Here is an 18,423-nt window from a genome sequence, read left to right on the forward strand (position 1 = left end):
TTCTCTTCCTGTAACGCTTTAAGTTCCTTAAGATGTTGTGCATCCATTCCTCCGTATTTCTGCTTCCACTGGTAGAAAGTAGCTGCTGAAATTCCATGCTCACGACAAATATCTTTTGTCGCTTTCCCAGATTCATATTCTTTCAGAATATTGATAATCTGATGTTCTGAAAATTTGCTCTTTTTCATAATGTTTAACAAACTAAATTTAATAATTTTAATTTGTCTGAAAAACAGGGAAGTTTACCGATCAACAATATTAATGAAACCAGTTCATTATTTCTTTTTTGCATCTGTAATGGCTTCGGAAATTCCGCTGCCTGCTGTTTCAAAAAAGGCAGGGCCAGCCAACAGATATACTTTTTCTAATTTTTTGGTTGTAGATAACTTGTGCTCTTTTAAGTAATTTTCGGAGCGATTGGCTTGAACAATACCTCGAACTACATTTCCTGCGATTAAGGCTGTTGGAGAATCTATTCCGGCATCTTTTAAATCGCTGGCAAAAGCAAAATTGGACACACCCAACCTCATCGCTTCCCGGGCTGCAACTTCTCCTACTGAAATCATCATATCAGGAGTAAATTTGTTCCGGTCTCCCAGACCGATTAATAATAATTTCTTTCCGGACATAGATCCGGTAGGAGGTGTAATTAAAATGGTTTCCAAAGAATGTCCCAGAAATTGTCCCGATTTTCTGATATTCGTAAGCTCGCCTTTTAAAGCTTCGTCTAAGTGTACCAGTCCGTTCAGATTAGCAGGCAAAGCCGGAGCCTTAAAAATATCGCCTTCTGTATATTCAAAAACGCAGGCAACCTGAAGTTGAGTATCCGCAGAAGAAGGCCCTTGCACCAGTCCTATCATGGAAATTCCATCCACAGAACCCCAATTTTTAGTCGTTCCTACCGTTGCTGTCTGCGCCAATATCAGGTTTGAAAACACTAATACAGCTGCTATCATTAATTTATTTACTAAATTTTTCATGATATTGTTATTTTACATTGTCATAGGAACCTCCATTAACAGAATCTCTGTACCTTCTGATGTAGCTTTAATGTTTAAATCATTAATATCCCAAACTCCAAAACCATCTCTTTCTTCTACTTGCTGACCCTCAATTTCAGCACTTCCTTTGAGGATAAAGGCATACACTCCATTTCCTTTTTTTCGGATCTGATAATTGATTTCTTTTCCCTGATCAAAAGTTCCCAAATGAAACCAGGCATCCTGATGAATCCACACCCCTTCATCATCGGCATTGGGTGAAAGGATCTGCTGGAATGTGTTGTGACTTTTTGTTTTGTCTAAAGTAATCTGATCATATCTTGGTGTCACATTTCTTTTTTTAGGATACACCCAGATCTGAAGAAATTTCACTAGCTGATCACTGTTTTTATTGAATTCACTATGCATGATTCCTGTTCCTGCACTCATCACCTGAATATCTCCACTTTTGATGATGGCTGTATTCCCCATGCTGTCTTTATGTTCCAGATCCCCTTCCAAAGGAATACTGATGATTTCCATATTATCATGCGGGTGGGTTCCAAAACCACGACCTGCTTCTACTCGGTCATCATTCAGAACTCTCAATACCCCAAAGTGCATTCTTTCCGGATTATAATAATTGGCAAAACTGAATGTATGCTGACTCAATAGCCATCCATGATCTGCCTTTCCTCTTGAATCGGCTTTATGAATGACAGAATTTTCTTTAATTTTCGAATCTGTATTAGGCAGATGATTATATCCTATAGGCTCTAACGGCTCTATTTCGTCAATTTCATTTTGCATTGTATTTCCCAGAGAAGCGGATGCTACAAACATTCCTGTTCCGAGTAACCCTTTTTTTAAAAAATCTTTTCTGTTCATATCTCAATTGTTATTTGTTTGTTTTGATAGGACAAATTTAGATCAATGAAAGGAACCAAACATTTAACTAGTTTAATAAATGACCTGAAGAAAAATATTTTTCCTGGTGCCATTCTGTTTTTAATTAAACCAGATCCATTGCTTTAGCCAGTCTGTAGGCTTCGATTGAGTTCTTTACCTGCAGCTTCTGAAGAATATTTTGCCGATGTCTGTTGACTGTATTTAAACTGATCTCAAGTGACTCCGCGATTTCTTTGCTCATTTTTCCATGAGCAATCAGCTTCAGTACTTCTTTCTCCCTTGCCGATAATATATCTCTATACCTAAATTCATTGTAATACAGCGTAGCACCATTCATAGAATTAACAATAACCCCGTTTTCATGAAGCATAGTATTCACATTGTTACCCGATATATTATAAATACAAAGTGCCAGTCTCACATTATTTTCCTCTACAGCATAGAACATTCGGTGCAATACCATGAGGTATTCTGCTGAACGGCTGCGCATTCTAAGGTTAATAACCATATAATAATCCATCCATTCAGCTCTTGGAATGTCTTTTAAAAAATGAAAAAAATAATGTTCCAGAACCAGCTTTTTCCTGACATCTTCAGGGTGTACTTTATTAAGGATTTCATCCTCCCAGATAGAAGAGATCTCTGATTCTTCTCCACTACGATCAATCCCGATCAGCGAACTCAAACCGCCATAATGAATCATACTTTTTCTGTTTTTAAGGTCTGTCAAAACACAGATCGCATTTTCAATTTCAGAATACATTTTTGCAATGGACCGGTACTTTAGCCAGATTTCGGAGACATTTTCATTTTCAAAAGATTGGTTTAATAATACTTTATCAAGCTTAGCTTTAATATTCATTGTATGGTTATTTCTAACTATTGAATTCTGTTTTTGGGGAAATTACCTTTGTAAATATAGATTTTTTAATGGTCATTCAATGAAACGGACATCAGTTTCAGACAATAACCTTCTGTTTATACTAAACTTTATACTTTTTTAATGAAAAAATTATTACTAGCGGCCACACTGTCTTTCATGATGGGATTTCTGCACTACGTCAGAGCACAGCGTTTAGAAAAAATGAATTGGTTCAATGAGCCTGAAAAATGGGAAATAAAGGACAATTCATTATCGATGTTCGTTACTCCACAAAGTGATTATTGGCGGATTTCCCATTATGGATTTACAGTGGATGATGCTCCGTTTTATTATGCTACTTATGGTGGGGAATTTGAAGTTAAAGTCAAAATTACAGGTGACTATAAAGTCCGGTTTGATCAAATGGGGCTGATGCTTCGTACAGATCATCAAAATTACATCAAATTTGGAATTGAATACGTAGATGGAAAATATAACTTAAGTACTGTAGTTACCCACACTACAAGTGACTGGAGTGTAATAGAACTTAAAGAAAAGCCACAGGCTGTATGGATTAAAGCAATCAGACGTCTGGATGCTGTTGAAATCTTCTATTCTTTTGATGACAAGAATTATATCATGATGAGAAATGCTCATCTGCAGGACAATACTCCCGTTATGGTAGGCTTAATGGCCGCCTGTCCGGATGGAAATGGTTTCAATGCAAAATTCGAGCATTTTCAGGTCAAGCACCTTCCTGATCAGAGAAGGCTGGACTGGCTGAATAAAAATAAATAAGATTTTTAAGGTCTCACCCTTGTCAAAGTTTAAAACCTTGACAAGGGTTGGCATTTCTACTTCTCTTTCGAAGCCAGACGTTTTCTAATCGTACTTACAAATTCTTTTGAAACACCAAGATAAGAAGCAATATAATATTGTGCTACTCTTTGTGGGATGGATGGATATACTTTGATAAATTCCAGATATCGGTCGGATGCGGATTTGGAAATGGTATCTACCAGACGACTTTGAAGCGTTGTGAGATTTCTTTGTACCAACATTCTGAAAACCCTTTCAAATTTAGGAATCTCATTTAATAATTTTTCTTTTGTTGTGGGGTTCAACATATAAATTTCCGAATCTTCTAATGTTTCGATATAAACTTTGGAAGGTTTTTGTTCCTGAAAAGAGGCAATATCACTGATCCACCAATCTTCAATGGCAAACAGTAACGTCACTTCAGTCCCATTATCATCCAAACAATACATCCTTACACACCCCTTATGAATATAACCTTCAAACTGGCAGATCTCTCCTTCTCTTAGCAATACGGTTTTCTTAGGAAACTTCTGACACACCAGCAAATCTGTAAATACTTTTTCTTCTTCCGGCGTGATGGTAATAAATCTTGAAATGTTTTTGATAATGTTTTCAAACATGGAGTAATGGTTTACTCCTGCAAATTAGGAAAAAGACTGTAAACTTCATTCTTTAAAAGTCCGCTTCCGCCTCCGTAATGATCAATTACTTTAACATCTTTATCTAAATCGGCACAGAATACTTTAATATCTTTTTCAAATTGATCCTCTAATCCTGAACTCAACAGTACAATATCTACATGATTTTTCTTGATGTACTCATAACAGAAATTTTCATCACTCTGAATTTCGGCCGTCCAGCCTTCATTATTTTCAATAATTCGTTTTAATACATCCAGAATTTCCTGATTCTTTCCTATGACTAAAAAATGTAAAGTTTTCATTGTAAGGTTTGATGTTTAAGGTTCTATATTTAAAATTAGGAGTTGATTATGGAAACCGGTATTTCATGATTAAACATAAATAAACAGCGATTTTCTCTCTTTAAGTTTGAGGTTTTTGGTTTTATGTCCTTTTCCTGTAATATCTTCTACCAGAAGAATTTCACCTGTCTTGAATTTCCTTTTTTCCCCCAGTGAAGTTTCTATTTCTACTCCGCCATCCAAAAGTACGATATATTGTTTTTGTGGAGCACAATGAAAATCATAATCGTAGGATGCAGAAACTTGTCTGAATTGCAATGCATTGACTTCAATCGTTTCAGAAAGGAAACCAATATCTCCCTGGTCAACAAGAGGAATTTCTATATTTTCAAAATGAGTTTCTCCTTTTTCATCGCTGAAAATTCTTGTGATATTCATTGTTTTTATTTTTATGAATTAATGGCTATCTTTTGCCTCTTATATCTCGCAAATTATTTTTCCCACAGATAACTCAGATTTTCACAGATGATCATGCTTTAAGATCTGTGTTATCTGTGAAATCTGCGGGAAATTATGAATGAGATCCTTCACTACGCTTTGCTTCGTTCAGAATGACAAATAACATGTTTTATCTCTTAAAAAAAACGTCTCTTTTCCTTACATCTCGCTGATTAAGCAGATCCAGCAGATTTTTTCACACAGATAACACAGGTTTTCACAGATGATTATGCAGAAAGATCTGCATTATCTGTGAAATCTGCGGGAGATTATGAATGAGATTCTCTATTTAAATACAATAGAGTTTGCCAGTTCAATTTCTTCCTGATTAATTGAATGTCCGAAATTGGCATATACCTTCTCCGTTACTTCCGCATTCATTTCTCTTAAAATATTGGCTGTAGCATATACTCTTTCTACAGGAACATGAAAATCTGGATTGCTGGTTCCCAATAATACTGGAGTTCCTGCAAAATCGCCTTTATAATTTTCACGGTTGATCTTATCTCCAATCACTCCTCCAATAATGGCTACTGCCCCACCAAACTTCTGAGCATTTCTGGCTAAAAATTCCAGTGTAAGACAAGCTCCCTGAGAAAATCCGAAAAAGTAAATATTTTCTGGAGCTATTCCTGCATCTGTTACTGCTTGTACAGTCTCTTCAACCATTTCCAATGCAGAAGAAAGCCACGGTTCATTTTGCTCTACCGGAGCCATGAATGACAATGGATACCAGGTATGATTCAAAGCCTGTGGGGCTACTATAGCGTAATCTTTTACATTCAAATGTTGTGAAAGGCTCAAAATATCCTGAGCACTTCCACCTCGTCCATGAACCATAATCAAAGCTTTTTTCGCCTGTCTTAATGGTATACCTGCGGTTTTTATATTTAAAATATGACTCATTATTTTTTATCTGTATTGTTCTGTTGGATAATTGATTTTAGGAAGAACATCAAGCAAACGTTCTCTTTGTGTTTCAAACTGTTGGGGCAACTGCAGATTTTCACCTAAAAATTCTGCTTCCTCATCGAGATCAAACCCAGGGCCAGAGGTGGCAATTTCAAACAAAACTCCTCCCGGCTCTTTAAAATAAACTGAAGTAAAGTATTTTCTGTCTTTCACTTCAGTATGTTCCAGTCCAAAAGCATTTAACCTTTCAACCATTTCAAGCTGAGACTGTGCATCTGGAGTTGCAAAAGCTACATGATGTACAGTACCTCTTCCTGCAAGTCCTTTCAATGCATTGGGAGCATAGATAAGATCTACATATTTTCCAGGAAGATCTTCTGTTCCTAGTCTTACTCTATCAGGGCTTTCAGAAATAACTTTATGATCCATCTGGGTAGTCAGAAGAGCCGCTGTTCTTTCATAAGCCTCCAACCATATTTCAACATGATGAATTCCTTTTAAAGCATAATCTTTAGGAATAAATCCATTATAATAGCCTTTTCTTTCATCTTTAGTATTAAAAACCAACTCTAGACCCAACCCATCAAAGTCTTCAAGATAAATAAAAACTTCACCGGATAATCTTTGCTGTGGCTGTTTATAGGCAATATTAAACTGATCCAGACGGCTCACCCAGTAATCCAATGCATCCATAGACACTGAAAAAGCAGTTGTATTGAGCATTCCTTTCCCGTGTCTTCCATTAATCAGATCTTTACCATACGGAAAAGTGGTCATGATGGTTCCTGGTGTCCCGTATTCATCCCCGAAATAAAAGTGGTACACATCTGAATAGTCAAAATTCACTGTTTTTTTAACCAAACGAAGTCCTAAAACTCCGGTATAAAAGTCTATATTTTCCTGCGCATTGCCTGTGATTGCTGTCACGTGGTGTAATCCTGTGATAAGTTTCATTATGTTGATTGTTATTAATGGGGTTGTTGTAATAATCTAAGAGAGCATAAAAGATAAAGAGGTGGCCCTTTTATTTGCTTTTCCCTCTTACATCCTCTAAGTATTTATTTTTCTTCTCTCAGCCACACATCATTATATTCCTCCGGATGACGTTTGAACTGTGCATGAACAAACGGACATAGCGGTACTATTTTCAGATCATTCTCTCTGGCATAAGAAACAAGCTTTTCCAATAAAATTTTAGCAAACCCTTTTCCTTCAAATTCCGGATCGACTTCAGTATGATATACGGTCAGTTTTTTTCCAATGACTGAAATATCCATTTTACCGGCTTTCTGATCATCTGAGAAAAATTGAATTTCTCCTTTTCTTCCTTCCAAAACGATTTCTGTTCTTTCCATATTTTTATTTTTTTCAAAGGTAAATCCTTTATTAAAGCTGAATCATGATCTATGATAACTTCGGCAATACACCTTCTATCTTTTCACGCATTCCTTCATATTGAACCGGTAATTTTAAATTTGTACCTAATTCCTCCAAAGATTCATCTACGGTAAACCCAGGATTATCTGTTGCAATTTCAAATAGAACTCCTCCAGGTTCACGGAAATACAATGAATAGAAATAATCTCTGTTGATTTTCGGAGTAATGCTCAAACCTGCGGATAAAGCTTTTTCACGATATTCCATCAAAATATTCTCATCTTTCACTCTGAAAGCAATGTGGTGATTGGTTCCGGCAGCATTTCTTCCGCTCGGAATTGTATCATTCTCTATAATATCGATGAGATTGGCTGTATCAATGGCATCTGTTGCCAATCGGTATCTTTCACCATCTTGTTTTTGAAGATCATATCCTAAAATATCAGTCAGTACTTTGATTGTAGGCTCAGCTCTTTTCAAGGTTAATGTTACATTATGGAATCCTTTCAAGGCATTTTCATCTTTAATATCATCTGTAGTCCATACTTTTCGGTGATCATCACCAGAGGGTTCTATGAACTGCAACTGAAGGCCATCGGGATCTTTAAAGGAAATCATCTTTTCACCAAAGATCTCATTTTCTTCAACATTTACATTGAAGTTTTTTAACCTGTTTTTCCAGAATTCTAAGCTTCCTTTAGGCACTGAATACCCAATATGAGTTGCCATTCCGCTTCCATTGGTACCTTGTCCCACTCCTTCCCATGGAAAGAAAGTAAGAATAGTTCCCGGTGTTCCATTTTCATTCCCAAAATAGAAATGATACGTTCCCGGATCATCAAAATTAACAGTTTTCTTTACCAATCTTACTCCTAAAACCTGAGTATAAAAATCTAAATTTCTTTTTGCATTGTCTGCAATAGCTGTAATATGATGCAGACCTAATATTCTATTGTCCATGTCTTTAATTTTAATGCTAAGTTACACCGACTGGAAATCCTGTACATTTAACTAGTTTAATAAATCAGCAAGATTTTTTTCTTTAAAACATAAAAACTCTCACAAAAAACACTTTATATAATTCTCAAAAATTTCAATTTATTTTATCTTTTTCACAACACACAAAAACTACCATTTCAAGTGCAAATCAATTAAAAAATTAAAATTCAAGTTTAAAACACAAAAAAATAAACAACACAAAAAACTGACAAACAAATAAATAAATCATTAACAATAAATTAATATTCAAAAACCCTACTTTTTTAGTGGACTAATTAAAATTATATTATATATTTGCAAACGTATTCAGGAAATAAAACAAAATGAGCACAGAAACAAAGAATAATGCAACACATAAACACATCATTAAAAATATGATGAAAACTATTTGTATGCCTGTGCATAAAGAATACTGTGGGTGACCTTACTTTTAATATGACATACTTTCAAAGGCCCTACCGAGTTGTAGAGCCTTTTTTATTTAAACACCAAAACATTAAAAAAAATAAAAATGAGCAATTCTAAAAACAAATGGCTGGTTCCATTGGCATTTACAAACATCTATGTAATATGGGGGATTACGTTTTTAGCTATTTCATTTGGCTTGAAAGGTTTTCCACCATTCATTCTTTCAGGATTGAGATTTCTGGTAGCAGGAATTTTGATGATCGGGTATCTCCTATCTAAAGGGGAAAAAGCCAATTCCCTGATCAACTGGAAGAAAAACGCGATCACCGGAGTTCTTATCCTAACCGGAGGAACAGGTCTTGTAGCCTGGGGAGAACAGTATGTTACAGCTTCTGAAGCTGCTATCTCTATAGCAACCGGGCCTTTCTGGTTCATTGCTATCGACAGAAAAAACTGGAAATATTATTTCTCAGATAAGTTTATTCCAATAGGTTTGATGATTGGCTTTGTTGGTTTAGTCTTTTTCTTAAAAGGAAGTGTTAATTCACATGCAGCACATGCCGCTACTGATGGTCATCTTCGTATTACGGCTTTTATTGTATTAGGATTAAGCTCCATTGCCTGGGTTTTGGGTTCTTTATATTCTAAGAAAAACCCCGCCTCACAATCTACCTTTATGAATATTGCTCAACAACTTATTGTTGCAGGAGCAGCTGCTTTTCTTATTGCCTTATTCAGAGGGGAATGGACTGATTTTTCGGTCTCTAGGGTACCAGTCTCAGCCTGGGCAGGAGTTCTGTTTTTGATCTTCTTTGGATCGATAGTCGCTTATTTGTCGTACATTTGGCTCTTGTCTGTGAAACCCGCTGCTTTGGTAAGCACCCATACCTACATTAACCCTATTGTTACCGTTATTGCAGGCTGGATTGTGGCCAATCAAAGCATCAATGGAGGCCAGTTATATGGTTTGGCAATCATATTGCTGGGAGTATTGCTGACCAATGTCACCAAGTATTTTAAACTTTCAAAACGGTCTAAGGTCAAAATCAGAAGAGTTAAAAGATTTTTTAACAGAACAGGCAAAAGATATCAGCCTATTTAATATAGTATAAAACATTAGAATGATAGAAATCAGAAACATATCAAAAACATTTTACCAGAAGAAACAGGCTTTTAAAGCATTGGATCAGGTGAGCCTCAATATAGATAAAGGAGATATTGTTGGGATCATAGGGTTCTCGGGTGCAGGAAAAAGTACCTTGATTCGTACGGTGAACCTATTAGAAAGACCGGAAGAAGGGCAAATTATTATTAATGGAAAGGATTTCACTCAATTGAGCTCAAAGCAGCTCGCTGAGGAACGTAAAAAAATAGGAATGATCTTCCAGCATTTTAATCTTCTTTCTTCAAGAACTGTTTTTGATAATGTAGCACTTCCATTGGAACTGGATCACATCAGTAAAGATCAAATTCATAGAAAGGTTAACGAATTACTGAAAATTGTAGGTCTTGAAGATAAAGCCAATGATTATCCTAAGAGCCTTTCGGGAGGTCAGAAACAGAGAGTAGCTATTGCCAGAGCTTTAGCTAACGACCCTCACCTTCTGCTTTGTGATGAAGCAACCAGTGCTCTTGATCCGGTAACCACTCAATCTATTTTACAACTGCTAAAGGATATTAATCAAAGACTAGGAATTACTATTCTTCTGATTACCCATGAAATGGAAGTCATTAAAACAGTTTGTAATCATGTTGCCGTGATAGACAAAGGAAAATTATTAGCCAAAGGAACTTTAAGTGAGATCATTTCAAACCGGGAAAATCCGGTGATCCAACAATTTATAAATTCAGATGTTATGACCCTGCCACAGGAACTCAGCAACAGACTACAGAAAGAGCCACAAGATGGTTTATTTCCACTCGTCGAAATAGAGCTTAACGAAAGCATAAGCGTTGAACAGATTCTTTCAGCGTTATATAATGAACATAAAATCCCTTACAAACTTTTGAAAGCAGATGTAGAATATTTTGGGAATTCTAATTTTGGTAAACTACTTTTGCAACTTCAAGGAGCGGCTGAGGAAAACCAAAAAGCCATTTATTATTTTAATCAGAATAAAATTCAAAATACAGTAAAAGGATATGCTTAGTGATGCAGTACTTGCCCTTTTGGCAAAAGGAACCTGGGAAACGGTTTATATGACATTTGTGTCTGGATTTTTTGGATTTGTCTTAGGGCTTCCGGTTGGGATTTTGTTATTTTTAACAAGAAAAGGACAATTGTTGGAAAATGCCATGTACTATAGAACATTATCCATTATTGTGAATATTTTCCGGGCCATTCCTTTTATTATTTTAATTGTGTGGATGATTCCTTTTACAAGAGTTTTAGCAGGAACATCTATTGGAGTCAATGCAGCATTGGTTCCATTAAGTGTGGGAGCAGCGCCATTTATTGCAAGATTAGTGGAAAATAGCCTTATTGAAGTCCCTCACGGATTAATAGAAACAGCAAGAGCATTGGGAGCGTCGCCTTTTCAAATTATTAGAAAAGTTTTACTTCCGGAAGCACTTCCTTCTCTAATTAATAATGCAACCATTACTTTAATCACCTTAGTAGGGTATTCTGCTATGGGAGGTGCCGTAGGTGCTGGAGGACTGGGACAGGTAGGATATCAATATGGATATATAGGTTATGATATTGTGATTATGAATACAGTTCTGATCTTATTGGTGCTTTTGGTATTCATCATTCAGTTTATGGGTGATAGATTGTCTAAGAAGTTTGACCATAGATAGGTTTGAAGGGTTCAAGGTGCAGGATTCGGGTTTGAAAGTTTTAGAGTAAGAGAGATGATTTTACTGTTGGAATTTTTTTACAAATTAAAAAGAATAGAATGAAAAAAATAAAGATTTTAGGTTTAATAGCTGCGGGAGTACTTCTTTTCAGCGCCTGTTCAGGGAGAAAAGATGATCCAAACTTTATCAGGGTCGGAATTACTTATGGACCGGAACAGGAAGTGGCTGAAGTAGCAAAAAAAGTGGCAAAGGAAAAATACAACCTTGAAGTGGAACTGATCCCCTTCAATGATTATGTTGTTCCTAATGAAGCCCTGATGAACGGGGATATTGATGCCAATGCTTTCCAGCATGCTCCTTATTTAACTGAACAATCTAAACAAAGAGGATATAATCTTGCAATTGTTGGAAATACATTTGTCTATCCTATCATAGCTTATTCAAAGAAAATTCAAAATATTAATCAACTGCAAAACGGGAGTACGATTGTTATTCCAAATGATCCTACTAACGGTGGGCGCTCTTTACTCCTGTTACAGAAAAATGGTTTATTGAAACTAAAAGCAGGGGTCGGATTACTTCCTAAGGTTACCGATATTACAGAAAATCCAAAACAGCTGAAAATTATGGAAATTGAGGGTGCCCAAATCCCAAGAGTTTTGGACGATAGAGATGTTGTAGTAGGAATCATCAATAATAATTTTGCAGCACAAGCCGGGCTGGATTCAGAAAAACAAGGCATATTTAAAGAAGATAAAGATTCTCCCTATGTAAACCTTGTGGTGGCAAGACAAGATAATAAGAACAGCCAGAAGGTAAAAAACTTTGTGAAAGCATACCAGTCAGATGAAGTGGAAAAGAAAGCCCTGGAAGTGTTTAAAGGTGGAGCAGTAAAGGGTTGGTAGTCGTGTTGAAGAGTTTCGGGGTGCGAGATTCGAGATACGGGAAACAGGATTGTTATCCCTTCACCTCTAATTGACGATTCACTTGCGAAGCAAAATTGACTATTGATATGTAAGGTCTCTCTGTCTATCATCTATCCGTCTATTATCTCTTCGTCTATTCTCTTTACATCTCTTATCTCACCAATCACATTTCTACCCAACAATAAATAACAAACTGTCAGCAATTTGCCGGCAGTTTTTTTATGTTCTAAAATTTATTTTCTCATTTTGAGATAATATAAAAATTTTGTTTATTTTTGCTTCAATCCAATAAAAAGGCAATATGTTAAAGAAAACCGCCATTGTAAGTTTATTCACCTTTATTTCTGTTTCTTATATGGCTCAGACTAATACTCCCGTATATTTAGACGAATCAAAACCTGTAGAACAGCGTATTCAGGACGCTCTTTCCAGAATGACGCTGGAAGAAAAAGTAGCAATGCTTCATGCTCAATCAAAATTCAGTTCTCCTGGGGTACCAAGGTTAGGAATTCCGGAATTCTGGACTACTGACGGTCCTCATGGTGTAAGACCTGAAGTGATGTGGGACGAATGGGATCAGGCTGGCTGGACTAATGATTCTATCATCGCCTACCCTGCCCTGACAGCTTTATCCGCTACCTGGAATAAGAAAATGTCCTGGAACTACGGAAAAGCATTAGGAGAAGAAGCTCGTTACAGAAAAAAAGATATTCTATTGGGGCCTGGTGTCAATATTTACAGAACACCTTTAAATGGAAGAAACTTTGAGTATATGGGTGAAGATCCTTACCTTACCTCAAAGATGGTGGTTCCTTATATTAAAGGAGTACAATCTAACGGGGTGGCAACTTCTGTGAAACATTTTGCCCTGAACAACCAGGAAATGTTTCGTCACACCAGTAATGTAAAGATAGATGACAGAACCTTGTATGAAATTTATCTTCCACCTTTCAAAGCAGCTGTTACAGAAGGAGATTCATGGACGATCATGGGAGCTTATGATATGTACAAAGGTCAATATGCCAGCCAAAATCAATACCTTTTAAACGATATCCTGAAAAAAGAATGGAATTATAAAGGTGTGGTCGTTTCTGACTGGGGTGCTGTTAACAATACTGAGCAAGCCATCCATAACGGGTTGGATCTTGAGTTTGGATCATGGACAAATGGCCTTTCTGCCGGAACTAAAAACGCTTACGATAATTATTATCTTGCAAAACCATATCTTGATCTGATTAAAGCAGGAAAAGTAGGAACAAAAGAACTGGACGATAAAGTAACCAGACTTCTTCGTCTTGCTTATAAAACTACCATGAACAAAAATAAGCCTTTCGGAAATATTGCTTCTGAAGAGCATAAAGCTGTTGCTAAAACAATAGGAGAAGAGGGGATTGTTTTATTAAAAAATCAAGGAAATATACTTCCTATCGACCTTAATAAGGCTAAAAAAATCGCCGTCATTGGTGAAAATGCCATTAAAATAATGACTGTTGGTGGTGGTTCATCTTCATTGAAAGTAAAATACGAAACGCTTCCATTAGATGGTATAAAATCCAGATTTGGAAAACAATCTGATGTGCAATATGCCAGAGGATATGTAGGAGATATAGGTGGTGAATATAATGGTGTAAAATCCGGACAAGACCTAAAAGATACCCGCTCTGAAACGGAATTGCTAAATGAAGCTGTAGACCTTGCCAAAAAATCAGATTATGTAATTTTTGTAGGCGGACTGAATAAAGCAGACTTCCAGGATAGTGAAGGAAACGATAGAAAAAATTATGATCTTCCCTACAATCAGGATAACGTGATTTCAGCACTTGCTAAAGCCAATAAAAATCTGGCTGTAGTTCTGGTTTCCGGAAATGCTGTGGCCATGCCTTGGATTAAAGATGTTCCAACAGTTTTACAAGCTTGGTATCTTGGTTCTGAAGCTGGAAATTCAATCGCTTCTATTTTAGCGGGTGATGCTAATCCTTCAGGAAAATTACCGTTTACATTTCCTGTAAAACTTGAAGATAATTCAGCACATCAGCTTGGAGAATATCCTGGTCAAAGGGATGAATTGGCAGCGGGAAAAGGAAAAGATCAGAAAAATCCAATCAATATTACTTATAATGAAGGAATATTAGTAGGATACCGTTGGCATGACACTAAAAACATCAAACCTCTTTTCAGCTTTGGACATGGATTAAGCTATACTACTTTTGAGTTGGGTAAAGCGAAGGCTGATAAAACAACTTTATCACTTAATGACACTATTACTTTTACTGTAACCGTTAAAAATACAGGGAAGAAAGCCGGAGCAGAGGTTGCACAATTATATATTTCTGACTTAAAATCATCAGTCCCACGCCCTGCCAAAGAATTAAAAGGCTTTGAAAAGGTATATTTAAATCCCGGAGAAGAAAAAGAAGTAACATTTACCATCGATAAAACGGCTTTAAGCTTCTTTGATGCTCAGAAACATGACTGGGTTGCAGAACCTGGAGATTTCGAAGCACAAATCGGGAATTCTTCTGATGCTATTAAAACAAAAATAAAGTTTACGTTGAAATAGTAAAAGATGGAAGCATGAAGATGGAAATTACTATTTGACAGCTAACTTATCTATCTATTAATTTTGTAGAACTTTGAAGCAGGTTTCCTATTGGAACCTGCTTTTTTTGTTTTTCACTCAATAAGCAACCTGATTGTTTAGATTTTCTCATAAATCTGCATAATTTGCGATATCTGCGAGCGCTTTAAACTCTTAAACCTTTAAGAAAAATAAAGATTTAAGAGAAACTAAGCTTATTCAAAGATGAATAAAGATACGCTGCTTATCAATAATTTCAGCTATAATCTTAATGATGCTTAAACACTTAAAAATTCTTAATGGTTCAGATTAAAAAAAAAGCAGGATTCAAAACTGAAACCTGCCTTTATATTGAACTACCTTTTTTATTTTGCTCCGCCGGAGTTTTTCTCAACATCCGTTTTGGTATTTTCTTTCACTTTCTGATTTCCGAAACGTTTTACAAAAGTAAGAGAAACACCGTACCAATCCCATTTTGAATACTCTCTAAAAGTTCCGTCAGGGCTATACGTTGTGTTATCTCCATAAGGTCTTTTAAAGATGTTCATAAGCTGCATACTCAACTCCATCTGGGTTTTCGGGAATATCTTGGTCACTGAAATATTATGGAAGACATTGGTATTGTTTGCGTATGAATTTCCGTTATTTTGATTGGCGAGCTCCATCCATGCACTTAAATTAATATTCTTATTAAACAGATTAGTATAAGAGATATTTGCAGAAGCTCCCCAGTAACTGATATAATCTTTACCACCCAGCTTATTCTTTTCATTAAAATCCTTATTATTAATATAATACCAACCAAATCCGGCATTGATATTCAGTTTATTTTTCAGAAAATTCTGATTGGTATTGGCAAAAAGATAATATTTTTCAACCTTTCCGTCAAAATTACCGGGTAAGGAAACCGTTCTTCCATTTTCCGTTACATAAGTCGTCCAATAATCCTGATTGGTATGCATGTATCTTGCGGAAATAAAATACTTTTTCAGAATTCCAAATTTCAGATAAAGCCTGTCATTGGGATTGGGATTCAGATAAAGGTTTCCTCTGGAATAGGTACCATTGATTTCAGGCATCAGGAAAGGGTTGAATTCAGAATACCACGGTCTCCAGATACTTCTATTATAGGTAAGGCTCAAATCAAATTTCTCTGAAAAATTATATTTCAGCAATAGATTGGGAAGAAAAGTCCCATATTTATCTTTTCTTTCCGTACCTGCTACATCCTGTCTTACTTTATAATCAATATATTCATATCGAAGTCCGATTCTGGTTTCCAGTTTTTCAAAAAAAGTTTTACTATAATTAGCATATAAAGAACTCAGCCTGTCTTCATAATGAAACCGATCGTTCTTAGATAGATTAGAATAGTCTGAAGCAGGATCATTGATACTGAATCCATAAAGACTGTTAGGAATCACATGATTATTAATTTCCGATTTACCCCCTACCTCTATTGTTCCGCCTGATTTACCTAAAGGTTGTGTATAATCTATTTTCAAGTAGTAATTACGCATCTGATTAGAACTGAGAACACCAAGCTGCTGATCTGTTTTCACCCCTTGTTTATCAATTTGTTTATCAATTAAGTTATCATTATTATTACTTGAATAATTGGTTCCTACATTAATATCTAAAATTCTATTCTTTTCTTTATCATAATATTTATAGAAAGCATTCGTACCCAAATTACGACTGAATCCCCAATCAGTTTGATTCTGACGGAAAGATTCGCCAGGATCTCCATCTCTGGAGATCATCCCATCAGATTCTGCTGTATGTAAACTCCTATTCTGTGAATATTCCAGGACAAATCCAAAATTATTCTTGTCATTGATTTCAAACTCTGAGGTGGAAGAAATAGAAGGACTTTCATTTCTCATTAGATTTTTCAGATTGAATTGCGTAAGTTTATTCCCGTCATATCGATGATCCCACGTCTGATTCGTCTGTACATAATTCCCGTTATTATACCCTCCTATAAGAGTCTGTGTGAATTTTTTCTTATGGTAGTTCAGGTTAAAATTTGTGTATTGTGAGTTTTTGGTACTCTGTCTGTTATTAAGAGATATACTTCCTTTTATCCCTTCATCATCTCTTTTTTTAAGGACAATATTGATAACAGATCCTGAAGTTTCGTAACGGGAAGATGGGCTGGTAATCACTTCAATCTTCAGTAGGTTATCAGCCGGAATTGTTTTAAGATATTCCTTTAATTCCTTTCCTGTAAAAACTGATTTTCTATCATTGATATAGACTGTTACCGTTTGGCCTTCAGCCTTTACTGCGTCATTATTATCTATGCTTACCAAAGGAGTCATTCTCAGAACATCCCATGTTGTATTTCCAGCTACGATAGCACTGTTGGCTACGTTAAAAACAGTTCGGTCTACTTTAGACTCTACCGTTGGTTTTCTTGCCACAATGGTAACCGCTTCTATCTCTTTTGCATTGCCTTTTACAGTATCCTTAGCAGCCGGAGTCTGAGTCTGAGCTAATGCCAGAGAACCCGTTAATACTGCTATAGGAAATAATATTATTTTCATGTGAAATCTTAGTTTATCTATAAGACCACTATATCTCAATATTTGTTACATCAAGAAAATAAAAATTTGAAATAAACCTCTCTGTTTTAACATTTTACAAAATTCAATTTTAGGAATAATTTAAAAAAATAACATTTATTAAGATAAAATAAATAAACAAAACCACTTACACCGAGAGCATATATAAAAAATTAAAGAAAAAAAAATTCTCTCAAGGTCAAATTTTAACATAAAAAAAGCCCGGATCTCACCCGGGCCGCTAGCAATAGCAAATTTACAAGGATTAAAAAATAAAAAATATGCTAGTTTATATTCTCAAAATAATGAATCATACCTACTTCTGAAAGATGGTGCTGATCCTCATTAAAATCAGAGTTCTGATTATTACTGTTTTCTAAAAAAGAATTACTGAATAAAGCATAAGAAGGTTTCTCTGCCCATCCATTTTTCAACAACTGATGAGCCTCCACGATCGGCTTGCCATATAATTTCCTGAAATTCCCAATACTATACTGCGAAAATGCTCCATAATGGACAATAAACTTCAGAGATAAATCGATTGTTGTACTCAAACTTTTACTCAATTCTTTTATTTTCCTGTTGAATGCGTTTCTCATTTTCCAAAGCATCTTTGAAATATTTTGATACGATGGATTTTCCTCATATCGATAAAATAAAATGGCATCGCCTTCGATTTCAGAAATCTCAAAATACTGATCATTCACATCAATCAGTGTAGATAGTAGTTGTCTTACAATATATTCTCCTGTGTAAAGTTTTGTATTGAACACAAATTCGGTAAATCCACTGAAATCCGGAATTAGAATGATACCCTCTTGTATATTTGTATTCTTCATAATAATCATAGATTAAAAACCTGCTGCA

The 18,423-nt window shown here is 35.7% G+C and carries 19 protein-coding genes; 6 read left to right on the plus strand and 13 right to left on the minus strand.

Annotated elements, in window-relative coordinates; genetic code table 11:
- The 4 genes from GTR01_RS14460 to GTR01_RS14475 all read right to left on the minus strand — a co-directional run.
- Positions 1 to 188, minus strand: a 188-nt coding sequence (locus GTR01_RS14460; RefSeq protein ID WP_160138522.1) for a transposase, incomplete at its 3' end; no start/stop codon positions are given.
- Between the two features lie 87 nt (positions 189 to 275).
- Complete coding sequence (locus GTR01_RS14465) at positions 276 to 980, minus strand: M17 family peptidase N-terminal domain-containing protein (RefSeq protein ID WP_160138523.1); 705 nt, start codon at positions 978 to 980, stop codon at positions 276 to 278.
- Positions 981 to 992: 12 nt separating this feature from the next.
- Complete coding sequence (locus tag GTR01_RS14470) at positions 993 to 1,868, minus strand: pirin family protein (protein WP_160138524.1); 876 nt, start codon at positions 1,866 to 1,868, stop codon at positions 993 to 995.
- 124 nt (positions 1,869 to 1,992) lie between these two features.
- Positions 1,993 to 2,751: a response regulator transcription factor gene (locus tag GTR01_RS14475; protein WP_160138525.1), complete on the minus strand. Its 759-nt coding sequence runs from the start codon at positions 2,749 to 2,751 to the stop codon at positions 1,993 to 1,995.
- A 141-nt stretch (positions 2,752 to 2,892) separates the two neighbouring features.
- On the opposite strand from GTR01_RS14475, the gene GTR01_RS14480 reads away from it, so the two are divergent.
- Complete coding sequence (locus tag GTR01_RS14480; protein WP_185155134.1) at positions 2,893 to 3,549, plus strand: DUF1349 domain-containing protein; 657 nt, start codon at positions 2,893 to 2,895, stop codon at positions 3,547 to 3,549.
- 56 nt (positions 3,550 to 3,605) lie between these two features.
- Here the strand turns inward: GTR01_RS14480 and GTR01_RS14485 are convergent, their stop codons facing one another.
- The 7 genes from GTR01_RS14485 to GTR01_RS14515 form a co-directional block, all read right to left on the minus strand.
- Positions 3,606 to 4,190, minus strand: a complete 585-nt coding sequence (locus tag GTR01_RS14485) for a Crp/Fnr family transcriptional regulator (protein WP_160138526.1) — start codon at positions 4,188 to 4,190, stop codon at positions 3,606 to 3,608.
- 11 nt (positions 4,191 to 4,201) lie between these two features.
- Complete coding sequence (locus tag GTR01_RS14490; RefSeq protein WP_160138527.1) at positions 4,202 to 4,513, minus strand: hypothetical protein; 312 nt, start codon at positions 4,511 to 4,513, stop codon at positions 4,202 to 4,204.
- Between the two features lie 69 nt (positions 4,514 to 4,582).
- Positions 4,583 to 4,930, minus strand: coding sequence for a hypothetical protein (locus tag GTR01_RS14495; RefSeq protein WP_160138528.1), 348 nt, complete (start codon positions 4,928 to 4,930; stop codon positions 4,583 to 4,585).
- A gap of 345 nt (positions 4,931 to 5,275) precedes the next feature.
- Positions 5,276 to 5,896 (minus strand): alpha/beta hydrolase, encoded by a 621-nt coding sequence (locus tag GTR01_RS14500; RefSeq protein WP_160138529.1) that lies wholly within the window; start codon positions 5,894 to 5,896, stop codon positions 5,276 to 5,278.
- 6 nt (positions 5,897 to 5,902) lie between these two features.
- Positions 5,903 to 6,856 carry a ring-cleaving dioxygenase gene (locus tag GTR01_RS14505; protein ID WP_160138530.1) on the minus strand — a complete coding sequence of 318 codons (954 nt, stop codon included), beginning with the start codon at positions 6,854 to 6,856 and terminating at the stop codon, positions 5,903 to 5,905.
- A 104-nt stretch (positions 6,857 to 6,960) separates the two neighbouring features.
- Positions 6,961 to 7,257, minus strand: a complete 297-nt coding sequence (locus GTR01_RS14510) for a GNAT family N-acetyltransferase (RefSeq protein ID WP_160138531.1) — start codon at positions 7,255 to 7,257, stop codon at positions 6,961 to 6,963.
- A 49-nt stretch (positions 7,258 to 7,306) separates the two neighbouring features.
- Positions 7,307 to 8,239, minus strand: a complete 933-nt coding sequence (locus GTR01_RS14515) for a ring-cleaving dioxygenase (protein ID WP_160138532.1) — start codon at positions 8,237 to 8,239, stop codon at positions 7,307 to 7,309.
- Positions 8,240 to 8,789: 550 nt separating this feature from the next.
- On the opposite strand from GTR01_RS14515, the gene GTR01_RS14520 reads away from it, so the two are divergent.
- From GTR01_RS14520 to GTR01_RS14540, 5 genes are all read left to right on the plus strand, one after another.
- The gene (locus GTR01_RS14520) at positions 8,790 to 9,788 is read left to right on the plus strand and encodes an EamA family transporter (protein WP_160138533.1); all 999 of its coding nucleotides are present in this window, start codon (positions 8,790 to 8,792) and stop codon (positions 9,786 to 9,788) included.
- A gap of 19 nt (positions 9,789 to 9,807) precedes the next feature.
- Positions 9,808 to 10,836 (plus strand): methionine ABC transporter ATP-binding protein, encoded by a 1,029-nt coding sequence (locus GTR01_RS14525; RefSeq protein ID WP_160138534.1) that lies wholly within the window; start codon positions 9,808 to 9,810, stop codon positions 10,834 to 10,836.
- Positions 10,829 to 11,485: a methionine ABC transporter permease MetI gene (gene metI / locus GTR01_RS14530; RefSeq protein WP_160138535.1), complete on the plus strand. Its 657-nt coding sequence runs from the start codon at positions 10,829 to 10,831 to the stop codon at positions 11,483 to 11,485. Before GTR01_RS14525 ends, metI begins: the two co-directional genes overlap by 8 nt.
- A 98-nt stretch (positions 11,486 to 11,583) precedes the next feature.
- Complete coding sequence (metQ, locus tag GTR01_RS14535) at positions 11,584 to 12,390, plus strand: methionine ABC transporter substrate-binding lipoprotein MetQ (RefSeq protein WP_160138536.1); 807 nt, start codon at positions 11,584 to 11,586, stop codon at positions 12,388 to 12,390.
- 322 nt (positions 12,391 to 12,712) lie between these two features.
- The gene (locus GTR01_RS14540; protein WP_160138537.1) at positions 12,713 to 14,971 is read left to right on the plus strand and encodes a glycoside hydrolase family 3 C-terminal domain-containing protein; all 2,259 of its coding nucleotides are present in this window, start codon (positions 12,713 to 12,715) and stop codon (positions 14,969 to 14,971) included.
- A gap of 383 nt (positions 14,972 to 15,354) precedes the next feature.
- Here GTR01_RS14540 and GTR01_RS14545 read toward each other — a convergent pair whose 3' ends face one another.
- Positions 15,355 to 17,538, minus strand: a complete 2,184-nt coding sequence (locus GTR01_RS14545) for a TonB-dependent receptor domain-containing protein (protein ID WP_160138538.1) — start codon at positions 17,536 to 17,538, stop codon at positions 15,355 to 15,357.
- Positions 17,539 to 17,840: 302 nt separating this feature from the next.
- Positions 17,841 to 18,395 carry a DUF2652 domain-containing protein gene (locus tag GTR01_RS14550; RefSeq protein WP_160138539.1) on the minus strand — a complete coding sequence of 185 codons (555 nt, stop codon included), beginning with the start codon at positions 18,393 to 18,395 and terminating at the stop codon, positions 17,841 to 17,843.
- Positions 18,396 to 18,423: the final 28 nt, after the last annotated feature.

The sequence above is a fragment of the Chryseobacterium sp. c4a genome, from assembly GCF_009900745.1.
In the GTDB taxonomy this organism is placed as follows: domain Bacteria; phylum Bacteroidota; class Bacteroidia; order Flavobacteriales; family Weeksellaceae; genus Chryseobacterium.